Below are 23,074 nucleotides of genomic sequence, written 5' to 3' on the forward strand. Positions count from 1 at the left end.
CCTTACTGCTACACGACTCCACTACTCAACCACTCCACCAATAAACCGCTTAACTACTCCATAGCTCGCTCTTTATCCATTGCCAGATACACGCCATTGGTCCAGCCGAAGACATCCTGGTTTGGGTATTCGCCCCCGCCAGTGGTTAGGGCCGCATCGACAACGTTATATTTTTCCATCATTTTGCCTGTGGCTCTAAATACTTTGTCGTTCAGGTCCAGCCATCGGTTCCGTCCCTCACGAGCCGTTTCGGTAAAGCCGTAATTCATCAACGACCGGTACACGATCCATTGCAGGGGGGCCCAGCCATTGGGCCAGTCCCATTGTTGTCCTGTTTGAGTGAGGGTAGTTACCCAACCGCCAGCCTGCAAAAAATCGGCCTTGAGCCGATCATGAACACAAGCTGCCTGCTCGGGCGTGGCAAGTTGAAAAAACAAAGGAAAAACACCAGCCAGCGTCAGGGCATCGGTCTGCCGACCAGCCACAGCGTCGTAGTCATGAAAGAATCCGGTGTCTTTATTCCAGAATGTTTGCTGAATGGCGTGTTCACGTTTTTCGATCAACAGATCGTATTTATCTGGAGCTGTTTTCAGGGAGCCGGTCGCCACTGACGCTTTATTTAGAGTCGTTTCCAGTGAATACAGTAAGCAATTCAGATCAACAGGCACGATGTGAGCGGTTTGAATTCGACCCATTATTTGCTGATCGGGAAACCAGCGGCTGCTAAAATCCCAGCCCGATTCGCAGGCTGCCCTGATGTGATTGTATAATTCGGCGGGCACAACCCCTAGTGGTTTAGCCTCTTCGGTCAGTTCAACCTCCTGTCGATACGCTTCTGGCCGGGGGGTAGGCCTATCATCCCAATAGCGATTCAATACATGATTTTCCGGCACACTTGCCACCCGTTTAATTAATGGCTGGTCTGCACCTAGTTTATCCTGACCATCCATCCAGAAATCATGTTCCCGCTGCAATTGTGGTTTGTATTTCACCAACGCCTGAGATCCAGCAACCCCGTCAATATCGGCCAGCAAACTCACCATTAGCGCAAAATAGGGTGGCTGCGACCGACTTAGAAAGTACGTTCGGTTGCCGTTTGGAATAAAACCAAATTCATCAATCAGGTAAGCGAAGTTGTCGAGCATAGACCGAATCAACTCATCACGACCAGCTTCCTTCAGGCCAAGCATAGTAAAATAACTGTCCCAGTAGAAAATTTCCCGAAACCGTCCACCGGGCACAATGTAGGGGTGTGGCAGTGGCACCCGCGAGCTGCCTTCAACAGGTACATCGGCCTTACGCGTGAGCCGATCCCATAGCCTGTCAATATGCTGCGCTGTGCTGATCGTTGTATCACTAACATACTCATCAACCAATTTCCTCGGTGCCCTAAAATAGGCATGCACAAATGTCGCCAGGTCGAAATCGGGTTTGATTTTTTCGCTTTCATAAAGCGCCATCAAATCAGTCGGAGCGAGCTTCGGTACACTGTCCACAAATGTTTTAGAGTCGGCGAAAACGTGCCCTACCTGAACATCTCGAAACAGGCTACCGAAAAGTTGATCAGGCGATTGAGGGATTGATTGATTTACCAAAATAAAATAGATACGTTTCAGTAGGTGTAACGAAAAAGAAGTGCATTTGTCATTGCGCGTTGACTGAGCACGACAAAAATGCAGAATGCCTAATTGTAACGGATAAAAGTAACAGGTTTAAACACGAATGTTTATCACTCTTAACCAACTAACCACCGCATTTAATGGCTCACTGGCCTATAAAGCTATTGCTGCTTCTTAATTATTTCGTTTTCGAAATTCTCCTCCACAGCGTTGGAATAAGGATTCAATGGACTCAACATGACGACGTATAATGTATGCTATAAGGTGAATGTACCCACGGGCTTTAGTCCGTGCCTTAACTGATGTATACATCAAGTTAAGGCACGGACTAAAGCCCGTGGGTACATTCACCTTATAGCATACATATTCTTCATTCTTCATTTCTCAAAACCCGGCCCCATGAGCAGTTGGCCGGGTCGCTGGCCGGTGTGCTGGTTGTTCTCAACGACAGGAACGCCGTTGACAATGACCCAGGAGATACCTGTTGTGTAGGCATGAGGCTGATCGTATGTCGCCTTGTCGGAAACGGTTTTCTCGTCGAACAACACAATATCGGCGGCATAGCCTGGTCGGAGCAACCCCCGATCTGTTAACTTAAACCGTTGGGCAGGCAGCGACGTCATCCGTCGAACAGCTTCTTCCAGCGGGATAACGTGTCGTTCGCGTACGTACCGACCCAACACACGGGCATTGGTGCCATAAGCACGGGGGTGCGGCATACCCGACCCTAGTTTGGCAACACCGGCATCAGATGCAATCATCGTATTCGGGTAGCGCAAAATAGTTTCCACGTCCGTTTCCGACATGGTATGATACACCATCTGTATGCGTTTCAGGTTGGCACGTTCCATCAGGTCCAGAATCAGATCGGCTTCGGTCGATGCGTTATTTTTTCTACCTAGTTTCTGATTGATCGTACTGATACTAAGGCCGTTGAATGTTGAATCAGGCTTGTAGTTGGACACGACAGCATAGTCGTAATTTTTGCGAAGATTTTTGGCCAGGCCATCCAGCATTTCGGCCCGGATTTTGGCGTGAGAAACGGGGGCACGAAACCGGGCCAGCACCGCCGAATCGCCGTCGGCCAACGCCCAGGAGGGGACAATACTCTCCAAAGACGTACTTGAGGCCGTATACGGATACTGGTCTACCGTTACGTCGAGCCCTTCGCGACGGGCTGCTTCGACCAATTCGACGGTTTCGGTACTTTTACCCCAAAGTGGTTTACTGGCGACTTTGAAGTGCGATATTTCGACGGGAATTTTGGCCTCGCGACTAATCAGAATAGCTTCTTCGATGGCCTGTTTCACGTTTTGACCCTCGTTTCGAATATGCGATGCGTAGACCCCGCCATAGCGAGAGGCCATTTTTGCCAGATTGACCACCTCGGGCGTGCGGGCGTAAGTACCAGGCGTATAAATCAACCCGGTCGATAAGCCTACAGCTCCGTCTTTCATCGCCTGTTCGACCAGTCCTTCCATATCGGCCTGCTCACGGGCGGTCGGCTCCCGAAAGGCCATTTTCATGACTTTCATCCGCACGGTATTATGCCCGATCAGCGAGCCAACGTTCACCGAAATTCCCTGTGTTCTAAGCGTATCGAAATAAGTGCGAAGGTTTGTGCTTGAGCCGCCACAGTTTCCAGTAATCATGGTGGTAACGCCGTCGAAAATAAAATTTGGCGCACCGGGCTGCGCTTCCAGGCTGCCTTCTACGTGCGTATGTACATCAATAAACCCGGGTGCTACAATGAGTCTGCTGGCATCAATTGTCCGTTTGGCATCCGTGGCGGGTATCGACCCCACCTTAACAATGCGTCCATCTTTAATGGCTACATCGGCATATACCCAGGGGTTGCCCGTACCATCGACAACCCGGCCATTTTTAATAACGAGATCATACGTTTGCGCATGGGCTGAGCAGAAACATAACAGGCAGAAAACCAGTGTCAGGAAACGGTAGTGCATACGTTCGTTTTAGGTTGTATAGAAAGTGATTCAGTGATCAATGTGGCTGTTTTTCATCTGAAAACCAAACCAATTTCTAGCCAAACACCCAGAAGCCAATCCCCTTACGAGTGCGACAACTAGCACATCAAATCAATTTGTCAGTCCATAGGATAAGTATTGATACAATATGTAACTAGAACACGTATAGACAATTATCTTTCAATTACGCTTTCTTATTCCAATTACTAAACACGTATACAGATGCTTAAGGAATTCAAAGAGTTTGCCATGCGGGGTAATGTCATGGATCTTGCCGTTGGTGTAATTATTGGGGCTGCTTTCGGCAAAATTGTGGATTCGGTCGTAAACGACCTGATCATGCCGCTTGTGGGTATGGTAGTAGGCAATGTCGATTTCAGTAATCTATACACGCCCCTCTCCGACAAGATTACGCCGGGGTTGACGCTGGAGGAGGCAAAAAAGCTGGGGCCGGTTTTCGCCTACGGTAATTTCCTGACCATTGTCATCGACTTTCTAATTCTGGCATTTATTATTTTCCTGCTTATTCGGGGTATGAACCGTCTGATGCGCGCTAAAGCCGATGCGCCCGATGTTCCACCCGCACCAACGAAAGAAGAGGTGTTACTCACCGAAATTCGGGACGCACTGATAGCAAACACCCCGACAACAATGCGTTCACCTGAAATAAGTCCTTCTGCGATGGGCAACAGACAAATCCCATAAATCTTCCATTCATTGAGAACGAATTCATTCCGGCCGGTATCCTGTTAGGTAACCTGACAGGATACCGGCCGCCTTCGGTTGCAATCGAGCCCGGTTTTTCGGTACTTAGCCTTCTCTACCGAATTGACCCGGCCATGAAACAACTGCTTTCCCTGCTCCTGCTGGGTATAACGTTAACAAGCTTTGCTCAAGCAGCGAAGCCTATTTTTAACACCCCCTTAAGTCCCCGTCTGGCTAATTACCAAATAGATGTCACACTGAACCCAGCCACAAAAAAACTTACAGGGCGCGAAACGCTCACGTGGAAAAACCCATCGACAGATATTGTTCGGGAGTTGCAATTCCACTTATACCTGAATGCATTTCGCAACGAACGGTCGACGTTTATGCGGGAATCTGGTGGGCAGTTGCGGGGCGAAGGAATTGATAGAAATGCCAAAATAGACCCCTATGGCTCTATTGACATTGTTTCGATGAAGGTCCGGAATGGCGAGGCACTGGCCTACCAGTTTTTCCAGCCCGACGATGAGGCTGCCGGAACGCAGAACAAAGACGACCATACCGTTATCAGGGTGCCGCTGAGTAAACCCGTCGGACCGGGCGAAACGATTGTACTCGACATTGCTTTTCGGGCCAAACTGCCCAAGATTTTTGCTCGGACGGGTTTCAGCCGCGACTTCTTTCTGGTGGGCCAGTGGTTCCCTAAACTAGGCGTTTATGAACCTGCCGGTACGCGCTACGCCAAATCGGGCCAATGGAACTGTCACCAGTTCCATGCCAATTCCGAGTTCTATGCCGATTATGGTGTATATGATGTCAATATCACCACACCTTCAGCCTATTGGGTAAGTGCTACGGGTCTCTACCAGTCCGAAAAAATTCATAGTAACGGCACAAAAACCATTCTCTACCACGCCGAAGATGTCGTCGATTTCGCCTGGACGGCTTCCCCCCGTTTTAAGGTTGTAGAAGATAAATGGCAACGCCCCGGCGGTGGGTTCGTTAGCCTCGAACTGGCTATGCAGCCAGAACACGTGCATCAGGCGCAACGGCATATAGACGCGATTAAGGCCGCGTTAACCTATTTTGACAAACATCTTGGCAAATACCCGTTTCCAAACCTGACCATTGTTGACCCGCCGTTTCATGCTCAGGGTTCGTTTGGCATGGAATATCCAACCTTCATTACGGCCGGAACCGCCTGGTTCTTACCTGCCGGAGCCCGTTTTCCGGAAGAGGTGACCATTCATGAGTTTGGCCACCAATATTTTATGCAGTTGCTGGCGACGAATGAGTTCGAAGAAGCCTGGCTCGACGAGGGGTTCAATCAATATTATGAAGGCCGGATTATGGACGCAACTTACGGGGCGCGTTCATCGCAAATCGACTTGCTTGGCTTTGGGATGGGCGATCTGGAAAGCTCGCGGGACAGTTATGTGCATCAGGGCAATCCGGCTATTGGGTCGTCGTTCGGCAACACCTGGCAACTGCCCGACGGCCAGTATTCGGTGCTAACATATACTAAAACGGCGACCTGGCTCCGAACGTTGGAAGGGCTGGTGAGCCGCCCGGTGATGGACGAAATCATGCAGACGTATTTTAACCGCTGGAAGTTTAAACACCCCAATGGGCAGAACTTCGTCGACATTGTAAATGAAATTGTGCCGAAGCGACTTGGTGCTAAATACGGCCCCGATATGAACTGGTTTTTCGCTCAGGCGCTCTACGGCGATAACGTTGTTGACTACGAACTCCTGTCGCTCAAAAACCGCAAACAGGCGGGCCAGCAACAAAGTATTATAACCGTACAACGCAACGGCGACGGAACGATGCCGGTAGATATACTCGTTCATTTTGACAACGGTCATGAGTCCACGTTGTTCTGGGATGGTAAAGGCCGTCAGCGGCAGTTTACGGTTAGCCAGAACGCCAAAGCCATTTGGGCAAGCATCGATCCGAAGCAAAAGATTTACATGGACACCAACCTGAACAACAACAGTTTAACGCTGGAACCATCATCTGCCCCAGCCGCCAAGTTTGCGACAAAATTCTTATTCTGGATTGAAAACTGGATGCAGTGGCTGGCCTGGCTGGCGTAAAAAGGATGTGAATCCATATTAGGTATGACTTTTCCCGAAATAAACGACCTCCTTACTACTCAATTTGGTACCGGGCTACAAGCCACAACCCAAACCCTGCAACCGTATCTGACCGTTCCTGTCGATCAACTCGTAGAAATCTGTCAGTTTTTGCGCGATGACGAGCGGCTGTTTTTTGATCTGCTGGCCTGCGTCACAGCCATTGACAACGGTCTCCAGACAGATACAATGGAGGTCATTTATAACCTCACATCCATTCCATACGAGCACAATTTGATGCTTAAGGTTATTGTGCCGCGCAACACCACAGGGGCAAATTTGCCATCGGTGCCAAGCGTAGCCCACATCTGGCGCACCGCCAACTGGCACGAGCGGGAAGCCTTCGATCTTGTTGGTATTCATTTCGATGGTCACCCCGACCTGCGCCGAATCCTGCTACCCACCGATTGGGTAGGGCACCCGCTCCGCAGTGATTACCAGGAAGAAGAACAATATCATGGCATAAAAACGAAATAAGCTGTCGACATTTCGGGCCGATTGTTGACTGTTTCTTAATTTCGTTTGTTATTGCTTTATGCGTTTTCCTGAACCAATGAAAAATCGTTATCGGCTCTTCTGCCGCTTGTTGTTTAGTGCCTTTTTCCTGGCGCCCATGTTGGGTCACGCTCAAACTGACTCAGTGATTGTAACGGGCCGCATTCGGAATCTGTCGGCCCGGCTGTATCGGGAATCGCCCACGGTTCTCGTAAGCCGAAATAATATCTTGCAGGCAAATCGCGAACTTGTTCGCCCGGCTGCCCTCGGTATCGATGGTACGTTTCGGGTATCGCTGCCACTGATTTACCCGCAGGAAGAAATGTATTTCAACTACGGTCGTATTTCAACGGCTTTTCTGGCTGCTTCCGGAACATTGACTATAGACCTCGATGCTGATTCGCTGTTTACGGCGGCAGTGCCTTTCCGATTTGGGGGCGTTAATGCCCAGGTAAATAGTCAATTTGCCCGCTTTAAAGCCTTTGAAGCAAGTTTCCCGGATAAGCCAGATGGCAAAAAATTAACGACTAAACTAACTGGCCTGTCCACTGAAAAATCCTTCGATGTACTTCTGGCAGCTTATCGCGCTCCTTTCGACAAGTTCGCTGTAAAGGAGAAAGTCTTTCCGCTGGTATCTCGCTGGATCATGGCCAACAACCGCTATAACGCAGCGGCTTTTCTATACGATAAAGCGACCTATGAAGGCGAAAAAATTCCTAATTCGCTGACGGATTCACTCCGCCCTGCCAATGATCTTATTCTTACGGCGGCTCGTTCCTCGGCAATGAATCGTTTTGCAGCCTATGCGGCACAACGAGTTACGACAGAGGCCACCAATAGCCGGACAAACGGGCTCACCGTGCGGGCCTTGTCTCTTTTACTTGAGCGATACGGCAAAAACCTGACAGCCGACGAGCGAATCCGACTCAGTGATTATGCGATGGCAAATTCAGCAAAAGCATCGGATTTAAAATTTTTCGATGGGCTTGTCAAACGAAGCCCCGATACACTCCAACGGTTAGTCAACTACGAAATGTTGATTCAGCGCAGTATTCGACAGTTCGACAGTCTGGCGGTGAATTATGTAGCGGCTTATTGGCTGGCAACGTCACTACCCGGCCTGACGCTCAATTTTGCCGAGTTACTGTATGATTACGGTCGCCCGCAGGTGAAGGATCAGGCACTGGCACAATCGCTCGATGAACTGTATAGCCTCGAAGTAAAAGACAGTACCCGCATCCGGGCGGCTATTCAAACGCTAAAAAAAGCGGGTAATACAGCATCCTCACTAGAAATATCGTCTGGTGTTTTCGTAACCAAAGCTACACGCGGGAATGGGGCTACGCTTTTCGATCAAGTCGTCAATACAAACCGGGGAAAGGTTATTTATTTACTCTTCTTCTCGCCTACTGAAGAGCCTGATCGGCAAGCCGCAATTGATGCCCAACGTTTACGTAATGCGTACAGCACTCGCGATTTTGCGTTAGTCTATCTACCACTTCCGGGTACAGATCAATCCCTATGGCCTGAAATTGCGGCCCGTTATAACCTTGAGGGCGATCATCTATTACTAACCGACTCTCAACTGATTGATGCCGTAGACCGGCTACGATCTGATAATGACCTATCGGGTACGATCATCAATCGAACGGGAAAGATCGTAAAACGAAACGCGCCCTTGCCGGGCGCGTTCGATGAAGTCAAGAAGCTAATCGATAAGAATTTATAAGATTGGTGACTATAAGCCGTATTGGTCCAGCAAATAAATCAGAGCGGCCATTGAGGCTGCGCCCAACTCAAGTTCGCGCTGGCTAACGACTTCAAAATTATCGGCGGCCGTGTGGTGGTAATCGAAGTACCGTTGTGAGTCGGGTTTGAAGCCGAACAATACCGTGCCCGACTGGGCTAATGGGCCAATGTCGGCTCCACCCCCACCAGCACCAATTTCGAGCAGGCCGTAAGGGGCCAGTAATGGTTTCCAGGGCATCACTTTGGCGCGTTGCTCGGGCGTTCCAACAATGCCAAATCCGCGTGGTGTAAAGCCACCGGCATCGGACTCGACAGCCGCCATATGTTTCTCGTTATTCTTTTTGGCAAGATCGGCATAGGCAACGCCCCCACGCAATCCATTTTCTTCATTCATGAACATGACGGCCCTAAGCGTATGCTTTGGTTTAATACCCAGGGCTTTAAACAGTCGAAGCACTTCGATCGACTGCATGCAGCCAGCGCCATCGTCCTGCGCGCCTTCGGCCAGATCCCACGAATCAAGGTGCCCACCTACAACAATGATCTCATCAGGCTTCTCGCTGCCCTTGATTTCGCCAACTACGTTATAAGACTTTGCATCAGGCAGGGTCTCGCAATTTTGTTTAAAATAGAAGGTCAAGGCTGGATTCTCGGCTAATGATTTGCTCAGCAAATCGGCCGCGTTTGTGCTGATAGCTGCCGTCGGAATTAGGGGAACACCGGTTCCGTAGCGCATTCCACCCACGTGTGGATAATCGTCGTGCCGGGGATTCATGGAGCGAACGATAGCGCCCACGGCACCTAATTTAGCGGCTTCGGTAGCGCCATTAGCCCGTTGATCTACCGCCCCGCCATACGCTTCGAACGTGTTGATTTTCGTCGGGTCCATTGGCCGATTGAAAAAGACAATCTTGCCTTTCACTTTATCCGGCCCCAGAGCCCGCAACTCAGGAAAGCTTTTTACCTCAATAACACCCGCTTCGACACCTTTTGGCCCGGTGGCAACAGAACCGCCTAAGGCAGCCAATGGTACATTAACTTTCTGTTTGCCACTGCGAATGAAAGCTTCTTCTTTAGCGCCCCGTACCCAGTGTGGCACCATCACATCCTGCAGGAACACCCGGTCGAAGCCTTCTTTCTCCATCACCTGTTTTGTCCAGTCAACAGCTTTTTGCGCCCCCTCCGATCCACTCAACCGTGGTCCGATCTGCTTGGTCAGGTGGCGTAGCCATTCGTAGGATTTCCCGTTGGCGAGTGCTTCACTATAAATTTTTCGGATAGCTACCGAATCGGCATTTTGCGCCTGTGCATAGCCGACCAGTATGGTAAAAAGAAGTGTAATGGTTTTTTTCATTGTAGGCGGTTGTATTGGTTAAGAGGGCAATATACAGAAAAGCCCGGCTGCTTTCCAGCAACCGGGCTTGTGTACTCCTGTATCTCGAAAATTACATATTGATCGCCCGATTGTCGGTAGCAGCCAGGCAGGCTTCTTTGAAGGCTTCTGTATAGGTCGGGTGTGCGTGCGACATGCGCGACACATCTTCGGCCGAGGCCCGGAACTCCATAGCGATAACGGCTTCGGCAATCATATCGGCCGTACGGGCTCCAATCATGTGAACGCCCAGAATCTCGTCCGTTTCTTTGTGCGCCAGCACTTTCACCAGCCCATCGACATCCATACTCGCCCGGGCACGACCAAGCGCCTTGAACGGGAATGAGCCAACTTTATAGGGAATACCTTCCTGTTTCACTTCTTCTTCGGTATAGCCTACCGAAGCAACTTCCGGCCAGGTATACACTACACCTGGAATAAGCCGGTAGTGGATATGCGGCTTTTGACCCACAATGGTTTCGGCAATGAACGTACCCTCCTCTTCGGCTTTATGAGCCAGCATAGCACCCCGAATAACGTCGCCAAGGGCGTAGATGTGCGGAACGCTTGTACGCAGATAGTTGTCAACCTCAACTTTACCCCGAGCGTCGGTTTTCAGGCCGGCCGCTTCAAGGTTCAGCCCGTCGGTATAAGGGCGACGACCAACTGAAACCAGGCAGTAATCGCCGGTAAGCGTGATTTGCTCTCCCTTTGAGGTATCGATGCTCACAACGACTTCATCGCCCGTATTTTCAACTTTGGTAACTTTATGACTGAAGTAAAAATCGGCACCGAGTTTTTTGATGGACTTTTGAAGTTCTTTACCCATCGTTTTATCCATTGTTGGAATCATCGAATCGGCAAATTCAACGAACGACACCTTTGAGCCAATCCGGGCATACACTGAACCTAGCTCGGCACCAATAACCCCCGCACCAATAACGATTAAGTGTTTCGGGATTTCTTTGAGCGTAAGGGCTTCGGTTGAGGTAATGACGCGTTTTTTGTCAATCGGCATCGAAGGAAACGACATTGGTTTGGAGCCAGTCGCAATAATGATATTCTTCCCTTTGATGATCTGCTCTGATCCGTCTTCTTTTGTAATTTTAATCGTGTGTGGATCAACAAACGAGCCAAGGCCATGCAGCTCGTCGATCTTGTTTTTCTTCATCAGAAAAGCAATGCCTTTGGTTGTCTGATCGACCACGCTTGCCTTGCGGGTGATCATCTGCGCCAGATCGACCTGCAAATCGTTCAGTTTGATGCCATGTTCGGCAAAGGTATGCGCGGCATTATAATAATGCTCCGACGAATCGAGGAGTGCCTTCGACGGAATGCAGCCTACATTAAGACAGGTGCCGCCCAGTGCCTGGTATTTTTCAATAATGGCTGTTTTCAGCCCGAGTTGGGCGCAGCGAATCGCGCCAGTGTAGCCGCCCGGCCCCGAACCAATCACAATAACATCGTATTCCATGAATTAGGTTGTTTTTTTGTGGTTTGAGGTTTGAAATCTGTAATTAGCTGCTGGCAAATCAGTCTCCTGTCCGGCCCAAACTACAAACCTCAAACTGTTTACTTAAAAAGCATTCTGACTGCAAATTTGGTTCAGAATTTGATTACCTAAACCGATTTGTAAAAAAAGGTGTTGGTAATTCCGTAAGGCCCTCTTCATTCAAGGCCGTTTTGTCCTGATTTATGCGTTTCGTTTATTCCATTTTTCTGTTATTCACACTGTTAGCCAGTAGTTGCACCGACCCCGCTCAGCAAAATCAACCGAACGTTTACTATGACGTATTAGGCTATGTGAAAGGGCAGATTGCTGAGGCATCGGCAAAAAAACCACTTATTACAAAGACGGTGGCAATTAACGAAAAACGAAATCAACAAACCACCCGTGACATCAATTGGAGCCGCGAACTGGAATTATTCACACAAGCCGATATTAACAAACCCGCCTTGCGTAGCAGTTACCAGGTAAATCGTCCCGATTCACTCACGTATAAGTATACTTTGAAAAATTCGGAAGAACGACTCACCGTTCGGTCGCTAACAGTGCGGCTGGATGCTGCTACCCGGAAACCTACCCGAATTGACGCTGTTTTACAGACAAACAACCCGCTTTATTCGTCGGAGCGTCGTTTGTTGTTAGAGAGTGGCCCTGGCGTTAACCGACAATGGAGCCTACAGCACTATACCGTTTCTGGTTTTCAGAAACTGCCTTACTTCGACAAGAATGAATTTTTGGTAGATGGACGTCTGAAGTGACGTCACACAATCAGGCTGTTGCCAGATTGGACGAAAAAGGCAGGATAAATATAAAGGTAGTTCCCTCTCCTTTGCTGGAATGTATTTCGTAGCGTCCCCGAATAAGATCCATACGAGCCTGAATATTATGAAGCCCCATACCGGTTGCATCGTCGGGATTCATGCCACAGCCATTGTCCTTCACAATCATATTCAACTCATCGTTAAATCGCCGAAACAGAATATCAGCTTCAGAAGCTTCGGAGTGCCGGAGAATATTGCTGCATAATTCAATACAAATCGAATATAGGTTAAACTCGGCCGTTTTGTCTAATCGGGGCAACTCAGCGTTGTCTAACCGAAACGTGATTTTCTGTGTTAGGTTGAGTTTATAAACCAGCCGGACCAAAGCCTCCGATAAGCCTTGTTTCTCTAATTCGTCAGGTTGCAGATTATGCGATAAGTACCGGATCTCAGCGAAGGCTTCTTTCGTCATGGTCAACAGATTGTTATAAATCTGCTGCTCCCGTTCGGCCATATGCGCCGGATTTAGGGCCGACATGCTGGTTTTAATAGCCGCCAGCAATCCGCCGAGGCTATCGTGCAAATCGGCTGCCATACGCTTGCGTTCAAGCGTTTGTCCGCGTAGAAGTGCTTCTTCGATCTCCCGGTTTTTAGCCCGCAACTGGTCATTGGCCAATTTCAGTTCAACCGTTCGGGCAAACACTTTATCCTCCAAATCCCAGTTCAACCGTTCGATTTCCCGCTTCTGACGGTAGATCAACCGGTTCTTCCGGTAATAAACGATCACAAAGCCCAGCAGCATAGCTAAGCCACCTACCATAACAGCCCGCATTAATTTATCCTGCTGAATGTCGTGACTTAATTTATCAATGTGGGCTCGTTGTTCCAGACGGCTTTTTTGAGATTCAGCTCTCAGATGTTCTGTTTCGACTCGTTGCTGAAGTTGACTCATTCGGGTTTCTCCGGCTATTTGTTCGCGTTCCGCTTCGGCACGTAAATGGGAAATTTCCGCCTGTCGACGCACATTAATCAATTGCTGTTGCTGAATAACCCGCTCTTTATTGGCAGCCAGGCGAACCTGATCGATATCATATTTTTTCTGGACCGTCGACAATTCTTCCACTCGCTTAATATTCGTCAGGCTATCGCGGAGCATACTAAATTCCTCATACATGGCCAGTGCCTGAGCGGGCTTGTTGGCTGCTTTGTAAGCCTTATACAACGACTCGGCAGCCATTTGCTGAATCCGGATGTACCCCGATTCTCTGGCTATGGCAACAGCTTTTTCGCCAAACTCGATAGCCAGGTCAGGCTTGTTGGTAAGCGTATAGCCTTCAGACAAGCGAGCCCAAACAGCGGCCTGCCCGCCCCGATCGTTAAGTTGGGTCCAAACGGCTAATGCTTCATCAAAAAACTTGATAGCCTGCTCAGGCTGGTGCCGACTGATAAAGAAATCGCCCAGGCGTTCGTTTGCATACGCCACATTCACCTGCGCATGTAGATCTACGGCAATTTTCCGACTGGCGTCGAATTGTTGACGAGCCTGTTCAAACTCACCCCGAATTTCGTAGACTTCTCCAATTTGAGTAATTGCCTGACTGGTGAGTAATTTCCGGTTCTTAGGTGTCAGTGACGTATTAAAAGTTAGTAAACGTTGCGAGAGCTGGTAGCTGCGGAGTGCATTGTCATATTCCTTTAAGAGCATATAAATATCGCCCATGTTCATTTGCACCTGCCAGCGCGGAGAACTCTCACGGGGCAGTTTGATACACAGTTCAGATGCTCGCTGATTTAGGCGAAGTGCCTGAGGAAAGTCGCCTTTTATGGTTCGTATATGATACTCTTGCAACATTATAGCCCGTACGGCATACAGGATGTTCTTATAGAGTAGTGCCTGCTCTTCTAACTGCCTGGCATACAAAAAGCTACTATCACGCTGCGTGCCACGCATTTGTTTAAACACCAGTGCCATGAATCGTAAACCTTCAAGCCGTAAGGTATCGTTATGGAGTGTACGTGGCAGTGTGCGGGAAATCTGTCGGTGTGTTCGGCCGAGAGTGAGTAAACTATCCATGTAAACTGCATCGCCCCGCCGATCAAAATTTAAGTCCGGCAGTTTAGGATACGCCTGACCAAAGCAGGTCATGCACCAACCAAGCAATATGAATCCAGATAAGAGTGATCTCATAGAGTGCTCACCAGCTTACCCAACAGCTGGCAGGAAGCTCTAAAGTAAGTATTTAGTGCAGTAAATCAATGGGTTGCCTAAAGTTTATCCTATTCTCCAAGGTTCATTAAAAACGCGATCTTAGGCATCTTTTTGAATTAATTCGTAGAGTCTTTATACTTATAAACAGCTCTAGAGGTACAGAATAGACCCCACAAAGAAAATCAAACAAAAAAAGTTGGTATGATTTTAAACGAATAGGCTACACATTGAATCTATAGTGTATTATCGAACGTAAGTACAATAATTTCCAAGAATAAGCTATGTTTGGTCAAAATAGGCGGTTCAACCACTTTTCTGCGAGAAAAACGAGTTTTTTCAAGGGAAAGCTACCGTTTGGCAGATTTTTTGCGGCAAATACTTGCAGATAAGCCTATTTTTTTCTTACTTTTAAGGCTGGAAAAATTAAAATTCTCAAAAACATAACTCTCCCATACACTATCGGAACACTGCTCTACGTTACCTAATTGTCTTACTGAAAATGGAAAAAGCCCAGGTAAACGACAGTGAGTTGATTTCCCTGTACATCCGTGGTAATGAAAAAGCCTTTGCAAAATTAGTGCAACGGCACAAATCGAAGATTTACACCACAATTTACCTGATCGTTAAAGATCAGTACATTGCAGAAGACTTAATGCAGGACACGTTTATTAAAGCCGTGGACACTATTAAGTCTGGTAAATACAACGAGGAGGGAAAATTTCTACCCTGGATTATTCGAATTGCTCACAACTTGGCCATTGACTATTTCCGAAAAGATAAACGCTACCCTAGTGTGGTGTTTGAAGACGGAAGCAGTGTTTTCAATACGCTTGAGTTTGCGGAGGATTCTGTAGAATCACTCCAGATTCGACAGGAAACACACGAGCATTTGCGCGAATTGATTCAGCGATTGCCGGAACAACAGCGTCAGGTGCTTATCATGCGGCACTACGAGGAAATGAGTTTCCAAGAGATTGCCGATGCAACCGGCGTCAGCATCAACACGGCTTTGGGGCGTATGCGTTATGCGTTAATTAATTTACGCAAACAACTGAGCAAACGTTCGCCGAGTTATGATAAAAACATTTACCCAAGATGATGTGATCCGGTATGTCTATGAGGAGACCTCGCCAGAGGATAATCTGCTCATTGAAGACGCACTAATGTCTGAGCCGGACCTAATGACGTTCTTCCTCGAAGCCCTAGAACTACGGGCTTTGATGAATAGAATTGAACGTCAGCCACGTAGAGATACGGTTCAGTCAATTCTAGATTATTCTAAACACCATCCGGCAAACCCACCTGCTCGAATACGACATTCGTAACGAACAGGTGGGTTTACTATGTAGCGTGGCTGAGAAGCTTCGTGTCAAAGGCGTATGTCTTTTTGATACGAAGCTTCCTAGCCACGCTGTTGTACCGCTATGCAAAAAAAAGAACGGTTCCAACGCTTTATTGAGTACTTCACCGAACATTATCCGGAACCCAAAACAGAGCTGAACTTCAGTAATCCTTATGAGTTACTGGTGGCAGTTATTTTGTCGGCACAGTGTACTGATAAACGAATCAATCAGATTTCGCCCGCTCTCTTCGCTCGATTTCCAGAGGCTCAATCACTGGCAGCAGCTTCGGCCGATGAGGTGTTCACCTACATTCGTAGTGTCTCCTACCCTAATAACAAGGCTAAACATCTGGTGGGTATGGCAAGAACACTAATGGATCTATTTGGGGGAGAAATACCCGCAACTGTAGAGGAACTGCAGACGTTGCCGGGTGTGGGCCGTAAGACCGCCCATGTAATTTTGTCGGTCGTCTATAATGAGCCAACAATGGCGGTCGATACGCACGTCTTTCGTGTTTCGCACCGACTTGGACTAGCTCCTTTAACAGCCAATACACCTCTGGCCGTAGAGAAGGCACTTATGGCACACATTCCAAAGCAGTACGTTCCAAAGGCGCATCACTGGCTCATTTTACATGGCCGTTATGTTTGCCTCGCCCGCTCGCCTAAATGTGAGATTTGCGCGCTGAAGGAGTTCTGTAAGTACTATGAGCAGAATGCACTGGTGAAATAGGTGGAGTGAGTGCAGTAGGTTTATTCGTGCGTAACTCACTCCACCTATTTCACCTACTCCACCTATTTCACTAATACTGCTCCATATTGGCGAAAAAGAAACTGCCTTCGATTGTTGCGTTTTCGTCTGAATCAGAGCCGTGAATAGCATTCGCTTCGATAGACTTGGCAAAAAGTTTACGGATTGTCCCTTCTTCTGCCTGAGCGGGATTCGTAGCGCCAATGAGCTTGCGAAAATCAGCAACAGCATTCTCTTTTTCCAAAATCATAGGAACGATAGTTCCGGATGACATATAGGCACACAGGTCTTTATAAAACGGGCGCTCGATATGCACAGCATAGAACTGGCCAGCCCGCTCACCTGTTAGTTGTGTTTTTTTAAGCGCTACAATACGGAAACCCGCTTCTTCAATTTGCTTAATAATTGCTCCCGTATGTCCATCCTTAACAGCATCGGGTTTAATCATTGTGAACGTTCGGTTCGTTGCCATCCTAATTTTTTATAGCCAAATTTTATTTCCCCATACGGGTCGCCCTACGCAGGTCGGGGACAAATCTACTGTTTTAGCACTTAAATGCCACGCTGTATTTACCGTACGTCCCTCAGCGGTACCGCCCATTGGTATGTCTCACAGCAAACTTATTAGGCAAGGACGTTAATTCATCAATCGGAATTACTATTATTCGTACTTTTGGGTTTCGATTTTGGCTAAGGCCATTTGTTTATGCAAGATATTGACGCAATTGGCGCGGTTATAGGAAACCCACAAACCGTGCTGATTACAACTCACCAGAATCCCGATGCCGATGCCATGGGGTCATCGCTGGGGCTGGCGGGCTACCTTCGCAAAAAAGGCCACCACGTAACGGTTATTACACCAACCGATTATTCTCAGAATCTACACTGGATGTCAGGTAATGAGGGCGTAATTGCGTTTGACGAGAAGCTACGCGTGCCCGTGACCCAGTTAATTGCTGAAGCCGACGTTATTTTCTGTCTTGATTTTTCGAGCCTCGACCGTATCCGTGAACTGGCACCGCTCGTGCGGCAGTCACGTGCCCGCAAAGTCCTGATTGATCACCACCTCGAACCAGAGTCCTTTGCCGACCTTGCCCTTTGGGACCCAACTGCTGCTGCAACCGCCGAATTAGTTTTTCAGCTAATTGTGGCTTTGGGGGATAAAGACTTGATTGACATTCCCATCGCGGAATGCCTGTACTCGGGCCTGATGACAGATACCGGCTCATTCCGGCATCCAAACACGACAGGGAATGTTCACCGTATGGCCGCCGAATTAGTCGACCTCAAGATTGACGTTAGCAGCATTCACCGCCGTATTTTTGACAACGTAACCATCGATAAATTTCGGTTGCTCGGTTATGTTTTGAATGAAAAGCTACGGGTATTGCCCGAATACAAATTCGCATACATTACCCTCACCGACGGTGAATTAAAGCGCTACCGCTCTAAAACCGGCGATACGGAAGGTATGGTAAACTATGCTCTCGCCGTTGAAGGCGTTGTGATGGCCGCTATATTGATCGACAGAAATGACGAAATTCGCATCTCGTTTCGTTCTATAGGCAACTTTTCGGTGCGCGATTTGTCGAGCAAACATTTCGAAGGAGGAGGTCATCGAAATGCCTCTGGCGGACGATCCAAGCTTTCCCTTTCCGAAACAGAACAAAAACTATTATCCATTTTACCCGAGTACCAGCAACTGTTGCTGGAAACAGTTTAAAATTACAGTATTCGCGGTTCCCCGTCGAGATTCACAGTTTACGGAAGTGTAGTGAGCCGATGCAGTGCGAATGCTATTACCGTGAACATTGTTAACATTAAACCAAGTAATCAATCTCTCATGTCTCTTAAAAATTTCGGAAAAGCCGCCCTACTCGTCGCTGTTGTGGCGGCTTGCGGCAAAAACCGCCAGCAGGTGACGGAAAACGGCCTGAAGTACACTATTCACGAACAAACCGAGGGTAGTCGTAAAGGTAAAGTTGGCGATATTCTGACCCTGCACCTTACCCTGATGAATAACAAGGACTCGGTCCTGCGCGATACACATAAAGAAGGTGTGCCGTTCCAGATGCTGCTGCAGGTTCCCCCATTCAAAGGCTCTTATGAAGAAGGGCTAACCTTGCTTGGTAAAGGTGACAGCGCAACGTTCTACGTTAGTGCCGATTCGCTCTTTACACGGGCTATGCAACCACTGCCTCCGGGTGTACAGAAAGGTACCGACATCGGTATTGCGGTGAAACTGCTCAACGTGCAAACCGAGGACGAGTACAAAAAAGCCCAGGCTGTTGATATGGAAAAACAGAAGGGTATTGACGCTAAGGTGATTGAAAACTATATCGCAAAGAATGGTTTGGCCGGTAAAGTACAAAAGACCGAATCGGGTGTGTACTATGTTGTTACCCAACCCGGTAGCGGCCCAACGCCTAATAAAGGCGATGTGGTACAGGTACACTACACAGGCAAACTTTTAGACGGCAAAGTGTTCGATAGCTCGCGCACAAACCCTCAGGCTGGCGGTAAACCCGCTCAATTTCAGATCGGTGTGGGCATGGTGATTCCAGGTTGGGAAGAAGGCGTCAGCAAAATGCATAAAGGCGAGAAAGCTACGCTGATTATCCCATCGACGCTGGCCTATGGCCCACGCGGAAATCAGGGTATTGCCCCAAACTCGGTTCTGTTGTTCGACATAGAATTGATCGACATTCAGAAAGGTCAACCGCAGCCAGGTCAGCCGGGACAACCCCAGATGCAACAGCCAAGCCGGTAAGTCATTAACCTTATTTTTAAGAAGCCGTTTGCAGTTACGACTGTAAACGGCTTTTTTTGTTCCCTATGGAACTCTGCTTTGCCACAAACAACCATCATAAATTAGCGGAGGTGTCGGCCAAACTCGGCGATGCCTTTACGCTTAAAACGCTCCTTGATATCGGTTGTACCGATGAGCTGCCCGAAACAACAGGGACGATTCCCGGCAACTCACGCCAAAAGGCAGATTATGTCTGGACACATTTTGGCGTTTCCTGTTTCGCCGATGATTCTGGACTGGAAGTCGACGCACTGAATGGGGAACCAGGAGTTGACTCGGCTTACTACTCAGGTAGCCGGGATCACGGAAAGAATATTGAGAAATTGCTCACTAATCTAGCAGGCCAATCGAACCGAAAAGCTCAGTTTATTACCGTGTTTACACTGGTATTACACGGGGTAGAGCACCAATTTCAGGGTATTATCGAAGGGACTATTTTAACGGAACCAAGGGGTAAGGGTGGCTTTGGTTACGATCCGGTTTTCCAGCCTACTGGGCACGATCGCACTTTTGCCGAAATGACGATCGACGAAAAAGGTCTAATCAGCCATCGGGCGCAGGCTTTGGCTAAGATGATCGTGTATTTGAAGGAACAGATCAAGTAGGGCGGACATCCTGTCCGCATATCTCAATACGATTAAAATCAAAAAATAGATAGCGGTTATACGGACAGGATGTCCGCGCTACATGAAAAAGCCCTCGTCTGATTTCCAGACGAGGGCTTTTCTTATTGGATTAACTAAAGACTAGTAGAACTTAGCCCGACGATCTTCAACTTTAGCGGCATCTTTAATGGCTTCGTTGATGTAGAAACCAATACGCGATGTGCTGTTTTGCTGAATCTGCGTTTTGTATAATGTATAGTCAGCAACGGCTGGGGCGGGTGTCAAACCCAGTGTTTCTACGATCAGAACGCCACTCTCGCCCACAAACGGTTTCGAATGCGTACCCACTTTCAGGCCGAATGCTTTGCCTAAGGCAACTGGATCAACACCGGCGCTGCGAAGGAAACCCGTTGCCAGATTCACATCGTCAACGACTTCAACCAGGGCACCGGCACCAAATTTTTGTGCAATGCTTTCCAGCGAGCCGGTAGTATTTCCGAGTTTGGTGATGATTTGCTCGCCTTTCAGTTCATTACGAACTTTAGCGGTCAGTTCATTCCGGTAATCATTAACCTCTACTTTGTCTTTTGACGTTTTATTTGTCAGAACGGCAATTACATACTGATCGCCCACTTCGAAAGGCTCCGATACAGCGTTGATATCCGTTTTGTCGTTGAACGCCCAACGAACGATCTGACGCACTTCAGAACCCGTCAAGGCGTTAATCTGATTAGCCCCTTCCGGAAGCCGGTCTGCTGTGGCAAGCACAAGCGACTTATCTTCTTTCACTTTCGCGTCGAACGCTTCTTTCGTGTGCACATCCGATGCAAACTGATCTGCCTTACGCAGGGCTTCATCGCGGGTGATTTGGCTAGGCGTAATTGATTTGCCAATAGCCGCAATCCGATAAAGTACATTCGTTTTAGGCTGGGTAACCTTAATGATATGGTAACCAAATTCGGTTTCAACAAGGCGAGGAATCAACCCTGCCGATGTTGCACCGAATACAGCGGTCTCGAAAGGTTTTACCATTTGGCCATTATTCTTGAAATAGCCTAAATCACCACCAACCGAACGGGATCCATCGTCGCTGTTCGTTTGAGCCAGTGCTTCAAAACTGGCACCACCCTGAATCTGTTTCAGAATGCCTTCAGCCCGGCGACGGGCATCAGCTTTAGCCGAATCGGCAAGGCCTTTTGTTTGAATCAGGATATGACTGGCACGAGCGGTGAAGCTGGTATCTTTTTTGGTACCGCCGTATTTGTAGATAAAGTAAGTGTTTCCTTCACGGAAAGGGCCATAAATACCACCTGCCGCAAACGTTGGGATAGACGCACGGAGTTGTTCGGGCATTTCGCCCGCTGTCAGGTAAAGTGGTACCCGAACGTCGCTGTTTTGCTGAGCAAACGTCGAATCATTCGTAGCGGCACCCAGGCCACGAGCCAGCGATTTGATCTGGTTGTAAAGGGTAGCGCTATCTTCTTTTGAGGGAGCCACCGAGAATGTTACGTACTGGATGGAACGGCTATCGGTACCTGGGTATTCCTCTTTGTGTTTCGTCAGGTAATCCTGTAACTGTGCATCTGTTACTTTCACCGTCGTATCGTTGATGGTGTAATAAGGTACGAACAGGAGCTTAACGTTGGCTTTTGAATTCTGCGCCTGGTATTCTTTCTGTGCTTCGGCTGTTGTAGCAAATACAGACAGGCTCATCAGGCTCTCATACTTACTGCGAAGCCGATCAGAAGCCAGGTTCTTTTCAAAGCTAGCCCAGGCAGCCTGCTGCTGGGCAGGCAGGTTTTTCAACCCTTTAAGGTAGCTGATAATCGAACTCTTGTCGAATACGCCGGTTTGCGGATTCGTAAATGCCTGACGAACAGCCGGGCTGATGTTGTTGCCCTGTACCATATCGACAAGTTCTTCAGACGAGACTTTAAGTCCCAGTTTGTCGAACTCTTTTTGGTAGGCAATTTCAAACAGCATCTGGTTCCAGGCTTGCTCCCGAATCTGGGCTAAGTCCTGATCGACGGGAGCCCGTCCTGATTGTTGCTCAAACTGCGCACGAAGGTCATCTACCTTGGCATTAAATTCTTGATAATCAATGGATTGTCCTGCAATCTCACCAACTTCCTGTTGATTTCCCCCAAACAGCAAACTACGGCCGCCGAGTAAATCACCACCCACAATGAACAGAATTAAACTGACGGCAATAACACCAACAGCTACTCCCGAATGTTCTCTGATCTTATTAATGACAGACATTTCGCTTTTTAACAGTCAATTTAGCCCGCAAAATAACAATTTTCCCTGCTGGAATACAAGTAGTAACCGTATATCTATCCTCAAAAATGAGGAAAAGGCGTTACTGTGGTCTAACAAAAAAAGTGCCGACTTTTTCAAAAAGTCGGCACCCTGTCAATATTTCCAAAAAGAACTGTACGATCTAGTTGTCGTTCCGCTTAAGCTTATCGCCTGCTTTATCGAAGGCATCGCCAATTTCGTGGCCTGCCTGTTTGAACCCTGATTTCACATCTTTCCAGGCATCGGCAGTTGCGTTTTTAGCGTGATCAATATCTTCGCCTAGTTCTTTCCGCTCTACTTCCAGCTTGGCTTTCTGACGCTCGGTTTCAATTTTAGCTTTATCGCTTTGCTTGTCAGCTTTCACTTTTAACTCGTCGATTTTAGCATCCAGTTTATCCTTCTGAACATTCATTTTTGCCACAGCTTCGTCCCGTTCCCGTTTAAAGTCGGCGGCCATTTCATCCGATTTAGCGTCTGCTTTATCACCCGCTTCACGCATATCATCTTTAGCTTCGTCCTTGGCGTCCTTAGCATCAGCCGACATGGCATCACCTGTCTTTTCAAGGGCATCTTCGGTGCGGGATTCGTTCTTATTATCAGAACCGCAAGCCTGCAATAGTGCTAATGATGACACCAGCATCAAGGTGCCAGCTACGTGTTTGATTTGGGTTAAGATCAACGGATACTTTTTCATAATCGTCTTGTGTTTTTAAACTACTGTAA

19 protein-coding genes are annotated in these 23,074 nt (G+C 48.1%); 11 read left to right on the forward strand and 8 right to left on the reverse strand.

Annotation, left to right across the window (positions count from 1 at the left end; all coding sequences use genetic code 11):
- Window positions 1-53 precede the first annotated feature (53 nt).
- Both treF and CWM47_RS27125 read right to left on the reverse strand, forming a co-directional pair.
- Window positions 54-1,595 (reverse strand): alpha,alpha-trehalase TreF, encoded by a 1,542-nt coding sequence (gene treF / locus CWM47_RS27120; protein WP_240625490.1) that lies wholly within the window; start codon window positions 1,593-1,595, stop codon window positions 54-56.
- Between the two features lie 401 nt (window positions 1,596-1,996).
- Entirely contained in the window at window positions 1,997-3,586 is a 1,590-nt protein-coding gene (locus CWM47_RS27125) for an N-acyl-D-amino-acid deacylase family protein (protein WP_100991748.1), read from the reverse strand.
- 243 nt (window positions 3,587-3,829) lie between these two features.
- On the opposite strand from CWM47_RS27125, the gene mscL reads away from it, so the two are divergent.
- The 4 genes from mscL to CWM47_RS27145 all read left to right on the forward strand — a co-directional run bounded on the left by mscL (window position 3,830) and on the right by CWM47_RS27145 (window position 8,674).
- Window positions 3,830-4,312: a large conductance mechanosensitive channel protein MscL gene (gene mscL / locus CWM47_RS27130; protein ID WP_100991750.1), complete on the forward strand. Its 483-nt coding sequence runs from the start codon at window positions 3,830-3,832 to the stop codon at window positions 4,310-4,312.
- 134 nt (window positions 4,313-4,446) lie between these two features.
- A complete protein-coding gene (locus tag CWM47_RS27135; RefSeq protein ID WP_100991752.1) occupies window positions 4,447-6,411 on the forward strand; it encodes a M1 family metallopeptidase in 1,965 nt (654 codons plus the stop codon).
- A 24-nt stretch (window positions 6,412-6,435) separates the two neighbouring features.
- The gene (locus tag CWM47_RS27140; RefSeq protein WP_100991754.1) at window positions 6,436-6,927 is read left to right on the forward strand and encodes an NADH-quinone oxidoreductase subunit C; all 492 of its coding nucleotides are present in this window, start codon (window positions 6,436-6,438) and stop codon (window positions 6,925-6,927) included.
- A gap of 76 nt (window positions 6,928-7,003) precedes the next feature.
- Window positions 7,004-8,674: a hypothetical protein gene (locus CWM47_RS27145; protein ID WP_100994074.1), complete on the forward strand. Its 1,671-nt coding sequence runs from the start codon at window positions 7,004-7,006 to the stop codon at window positions 8,672-8,674.
- Window positions 8,675-8,683: 9 nt separating this feature from the next.
- Here the strand turns inward: CWM47_RS27145 and CWM47_RS27150 are convergent, their stop codons facing one another.
- On the reverse strand, window positions 8,684-10,048 hold the full coding sequence (locus CWM47_RS27150) for a M28 family peptidase (protein ID WP_100991756.1): 1,365 nt from the start codon (window positions 10,046-10,048) through the stop codon (window positions 8,684-8,686).
- Between the two features lie 91 nt (window positions 10,049-10,139).
- Entirely contained in the window at window positions 10,140-11,540 is a 1,401-nt protein-coding gene (gene lpdA / locus CWM47_RS27155) for a dihydrolipoyl dehydrogenase (protein ID WP_100991758.1), read from the reverse strand.
- 221 nt (window positions 11,541-11,761) lie between these two features.
- On the opposite strand from lpdA, the gene CWM47_RS27160 reads away from it, so the two are divergent.
- On the forward strand, window positions 11,762-12,331 hold the full coding sequence (locus CWM47_RS27160) for a hypothetical protein (RefSeq protein ID WP_100991760.1): 570 nt from the start codon (window positions 11,762-11,764) through the stop codon (window positions 12,329-12,331).
- A gap of 10 nt (window positions 12,332-12,341) precedes the next feature.
- Here CWM47_RS27160 and CWM47_RS27165 read toward each other — a convergent pair whose 3' ends face one another.
- The gene (locus CWM47_RS27165; protein ID WP_100991762.1) at window positions 12,342-14,522 is read right to left on the reverse strand and encodes a tetratricopeptide repeat-containing sensor histidine kinase; all 2,181 of its coding nucleotides are present in this window, start codon (window positions 14,520-14,522) and stop codon (window positions 12,342-12,344) included.
- Window positions 14,523-15,042: 520 nt separating this feature from the next.
- Here CWM47_RS27165 and CWM47_RS27170 point away from each other — a divergent pair.
- From CWM47_RS27170 to nth, 3 genes are all read left to right on the forward strand, one after another.
- Window positions 15,043-15,642, forward strand: coding sequence for an RNA polymerase sigma factor (locus CWM47_RS27170; protein WP_012930482.1), 600 nt, complete (start codon window positions 15,043-15,045; stop codon window positions 15,640-15,642).
- Complete coding sequence (locus tag CWM47_RS39405) at window positions 15,617-15,868, forward strand: hypothetical protein (RefSeq protein WP_100991763.1); 252 nt, start codon at window positions 15,617-15,619, stop codon at window positions 15,866-15,868. Before CWM47_RS27170 ends, CWM47_RS39405 begins: the two co-directional genes overlap by 26 nt.
- 99 nt (window positions 15,869-15,967) lie before the next feature.
- The gene (nth, locus tag CWM47_RS27180; protein ID WP_100991765.1) at window positions 15,968-16,618 is read left to right on the forward strand and encodes an endonuclease III; all 651 of its coding nucleotides are present in this window, start codon (window positions 15,968-15,970) and stop codon (window positions 16,616-16,618) included.
- Window positions 16,619-16,688: 70 nt separating this feature from the next.
- Here the strand turns inward: nth and CWM47_RS27185 are convergent, their stop codons facing one another.
- Window positions 16,689-17,108 (reverse strand): nucleoside-diphosphate kinase, encoded by a 420-nt coding sequence (locus CWM47_RS27185; protein WP_100991767.1) that lies wholly within the window; start codon window positions 17,106-17,108, stop codon window positions 16,689-16,691.
- Between the two features lie 234 nt (window positions 17,109-17,342).
- Here CWM47_RS27185 and CWM47_RS27190 point away from each other — a divergent pair, with 234 nt between their 5' ends.
- The 3 genes from CWM47_RS27190 to rdgB all read left to right on the forward strand — a co-directional run bounded on the left by CWM47_RS27190 (window position 17,343) and on the right by rdgB (window position 20,050).
- Entirely contained in the window at window positions 17,343-18,359 is a 1,017-nt protein-coding gene (locus tag CWM47_RS27190) for a DHH family phosphoesterase (protein WP_100991769.1), read from the forward strand.
- A 120-nt stretch (window positions 18,360-18,479) separates the two neighbouring features.
- Window positions 18,480-19,406, forward strand: coding sequence for an FKBP-type peptidyl-prolyl cis-trans isomerase (locus tag CWM47_RS27195; protein ID WP_100991771.1), 927 nt, complete (start codon window positions 18,480-18,482; stop codon window positions 19,404-19,406).
- A gap of 65 nt (window positions 19,407-19,471) precedes the next feature.
- Complete coding sequence (gene rdgB, locus CWM47_RS27200; RefSeq protein ID WP_100991773.1) at window positions 19,472-20,050, forward strand: RdgB/HAM1 family non-canonical purine NTP pyrophosphatase; 579 nt, start codon at window positions 19,472-19,474, stop codon at window positions 20,048-20,050.
- 141 nt (window positions 20,051-20,191) lie between these two features.
- Here the strand turns inward: rdgB and CWM47_RS27205 are convergent, their stop codons facing one another.
- Both CWM47_RS27205 and CWM47_RS27210 read right to left on the reverse strand, forming a co-directional pair.
- Window positions 20,192-22,312, reverse strand: a complete 2,121-nt coding sequence (locus tag CWM47_RS27205; RefSeq protein WP_100991774.1) for a peptidylprolyl isomerase — start codon at window positions 22,310-22,312, stop codon at window positions 20,192-20,194.
- Between the two features lie 181 nt (window positions 22,313-22,493).
- Window positions 22,494-23,045 (reverse strand): sll1863 family stress response protein, encoded by a 552-nt coding sequence (locus CWM47_RS27210; protein ID WP_100991775.1) that lies wholly within the window; start codon window positions 23,043-23,045, stop codon window positions 22,494-22,496.
- Window positions 23,046-23,074 lie beyond the last annotated feature (29 nt).

Origin of the sequence: Spirosoma pollinicola, from assembly GCF_002831565.1 — a bacterium.
In the GTDB taxonomy this organism is placed as follows: domain Bacteria; phylum Bacteroidota; class Bacteroidia; order Cytophagales; family Spirosomataceae; genus Spirosoma; species Spirosoma pollinicola.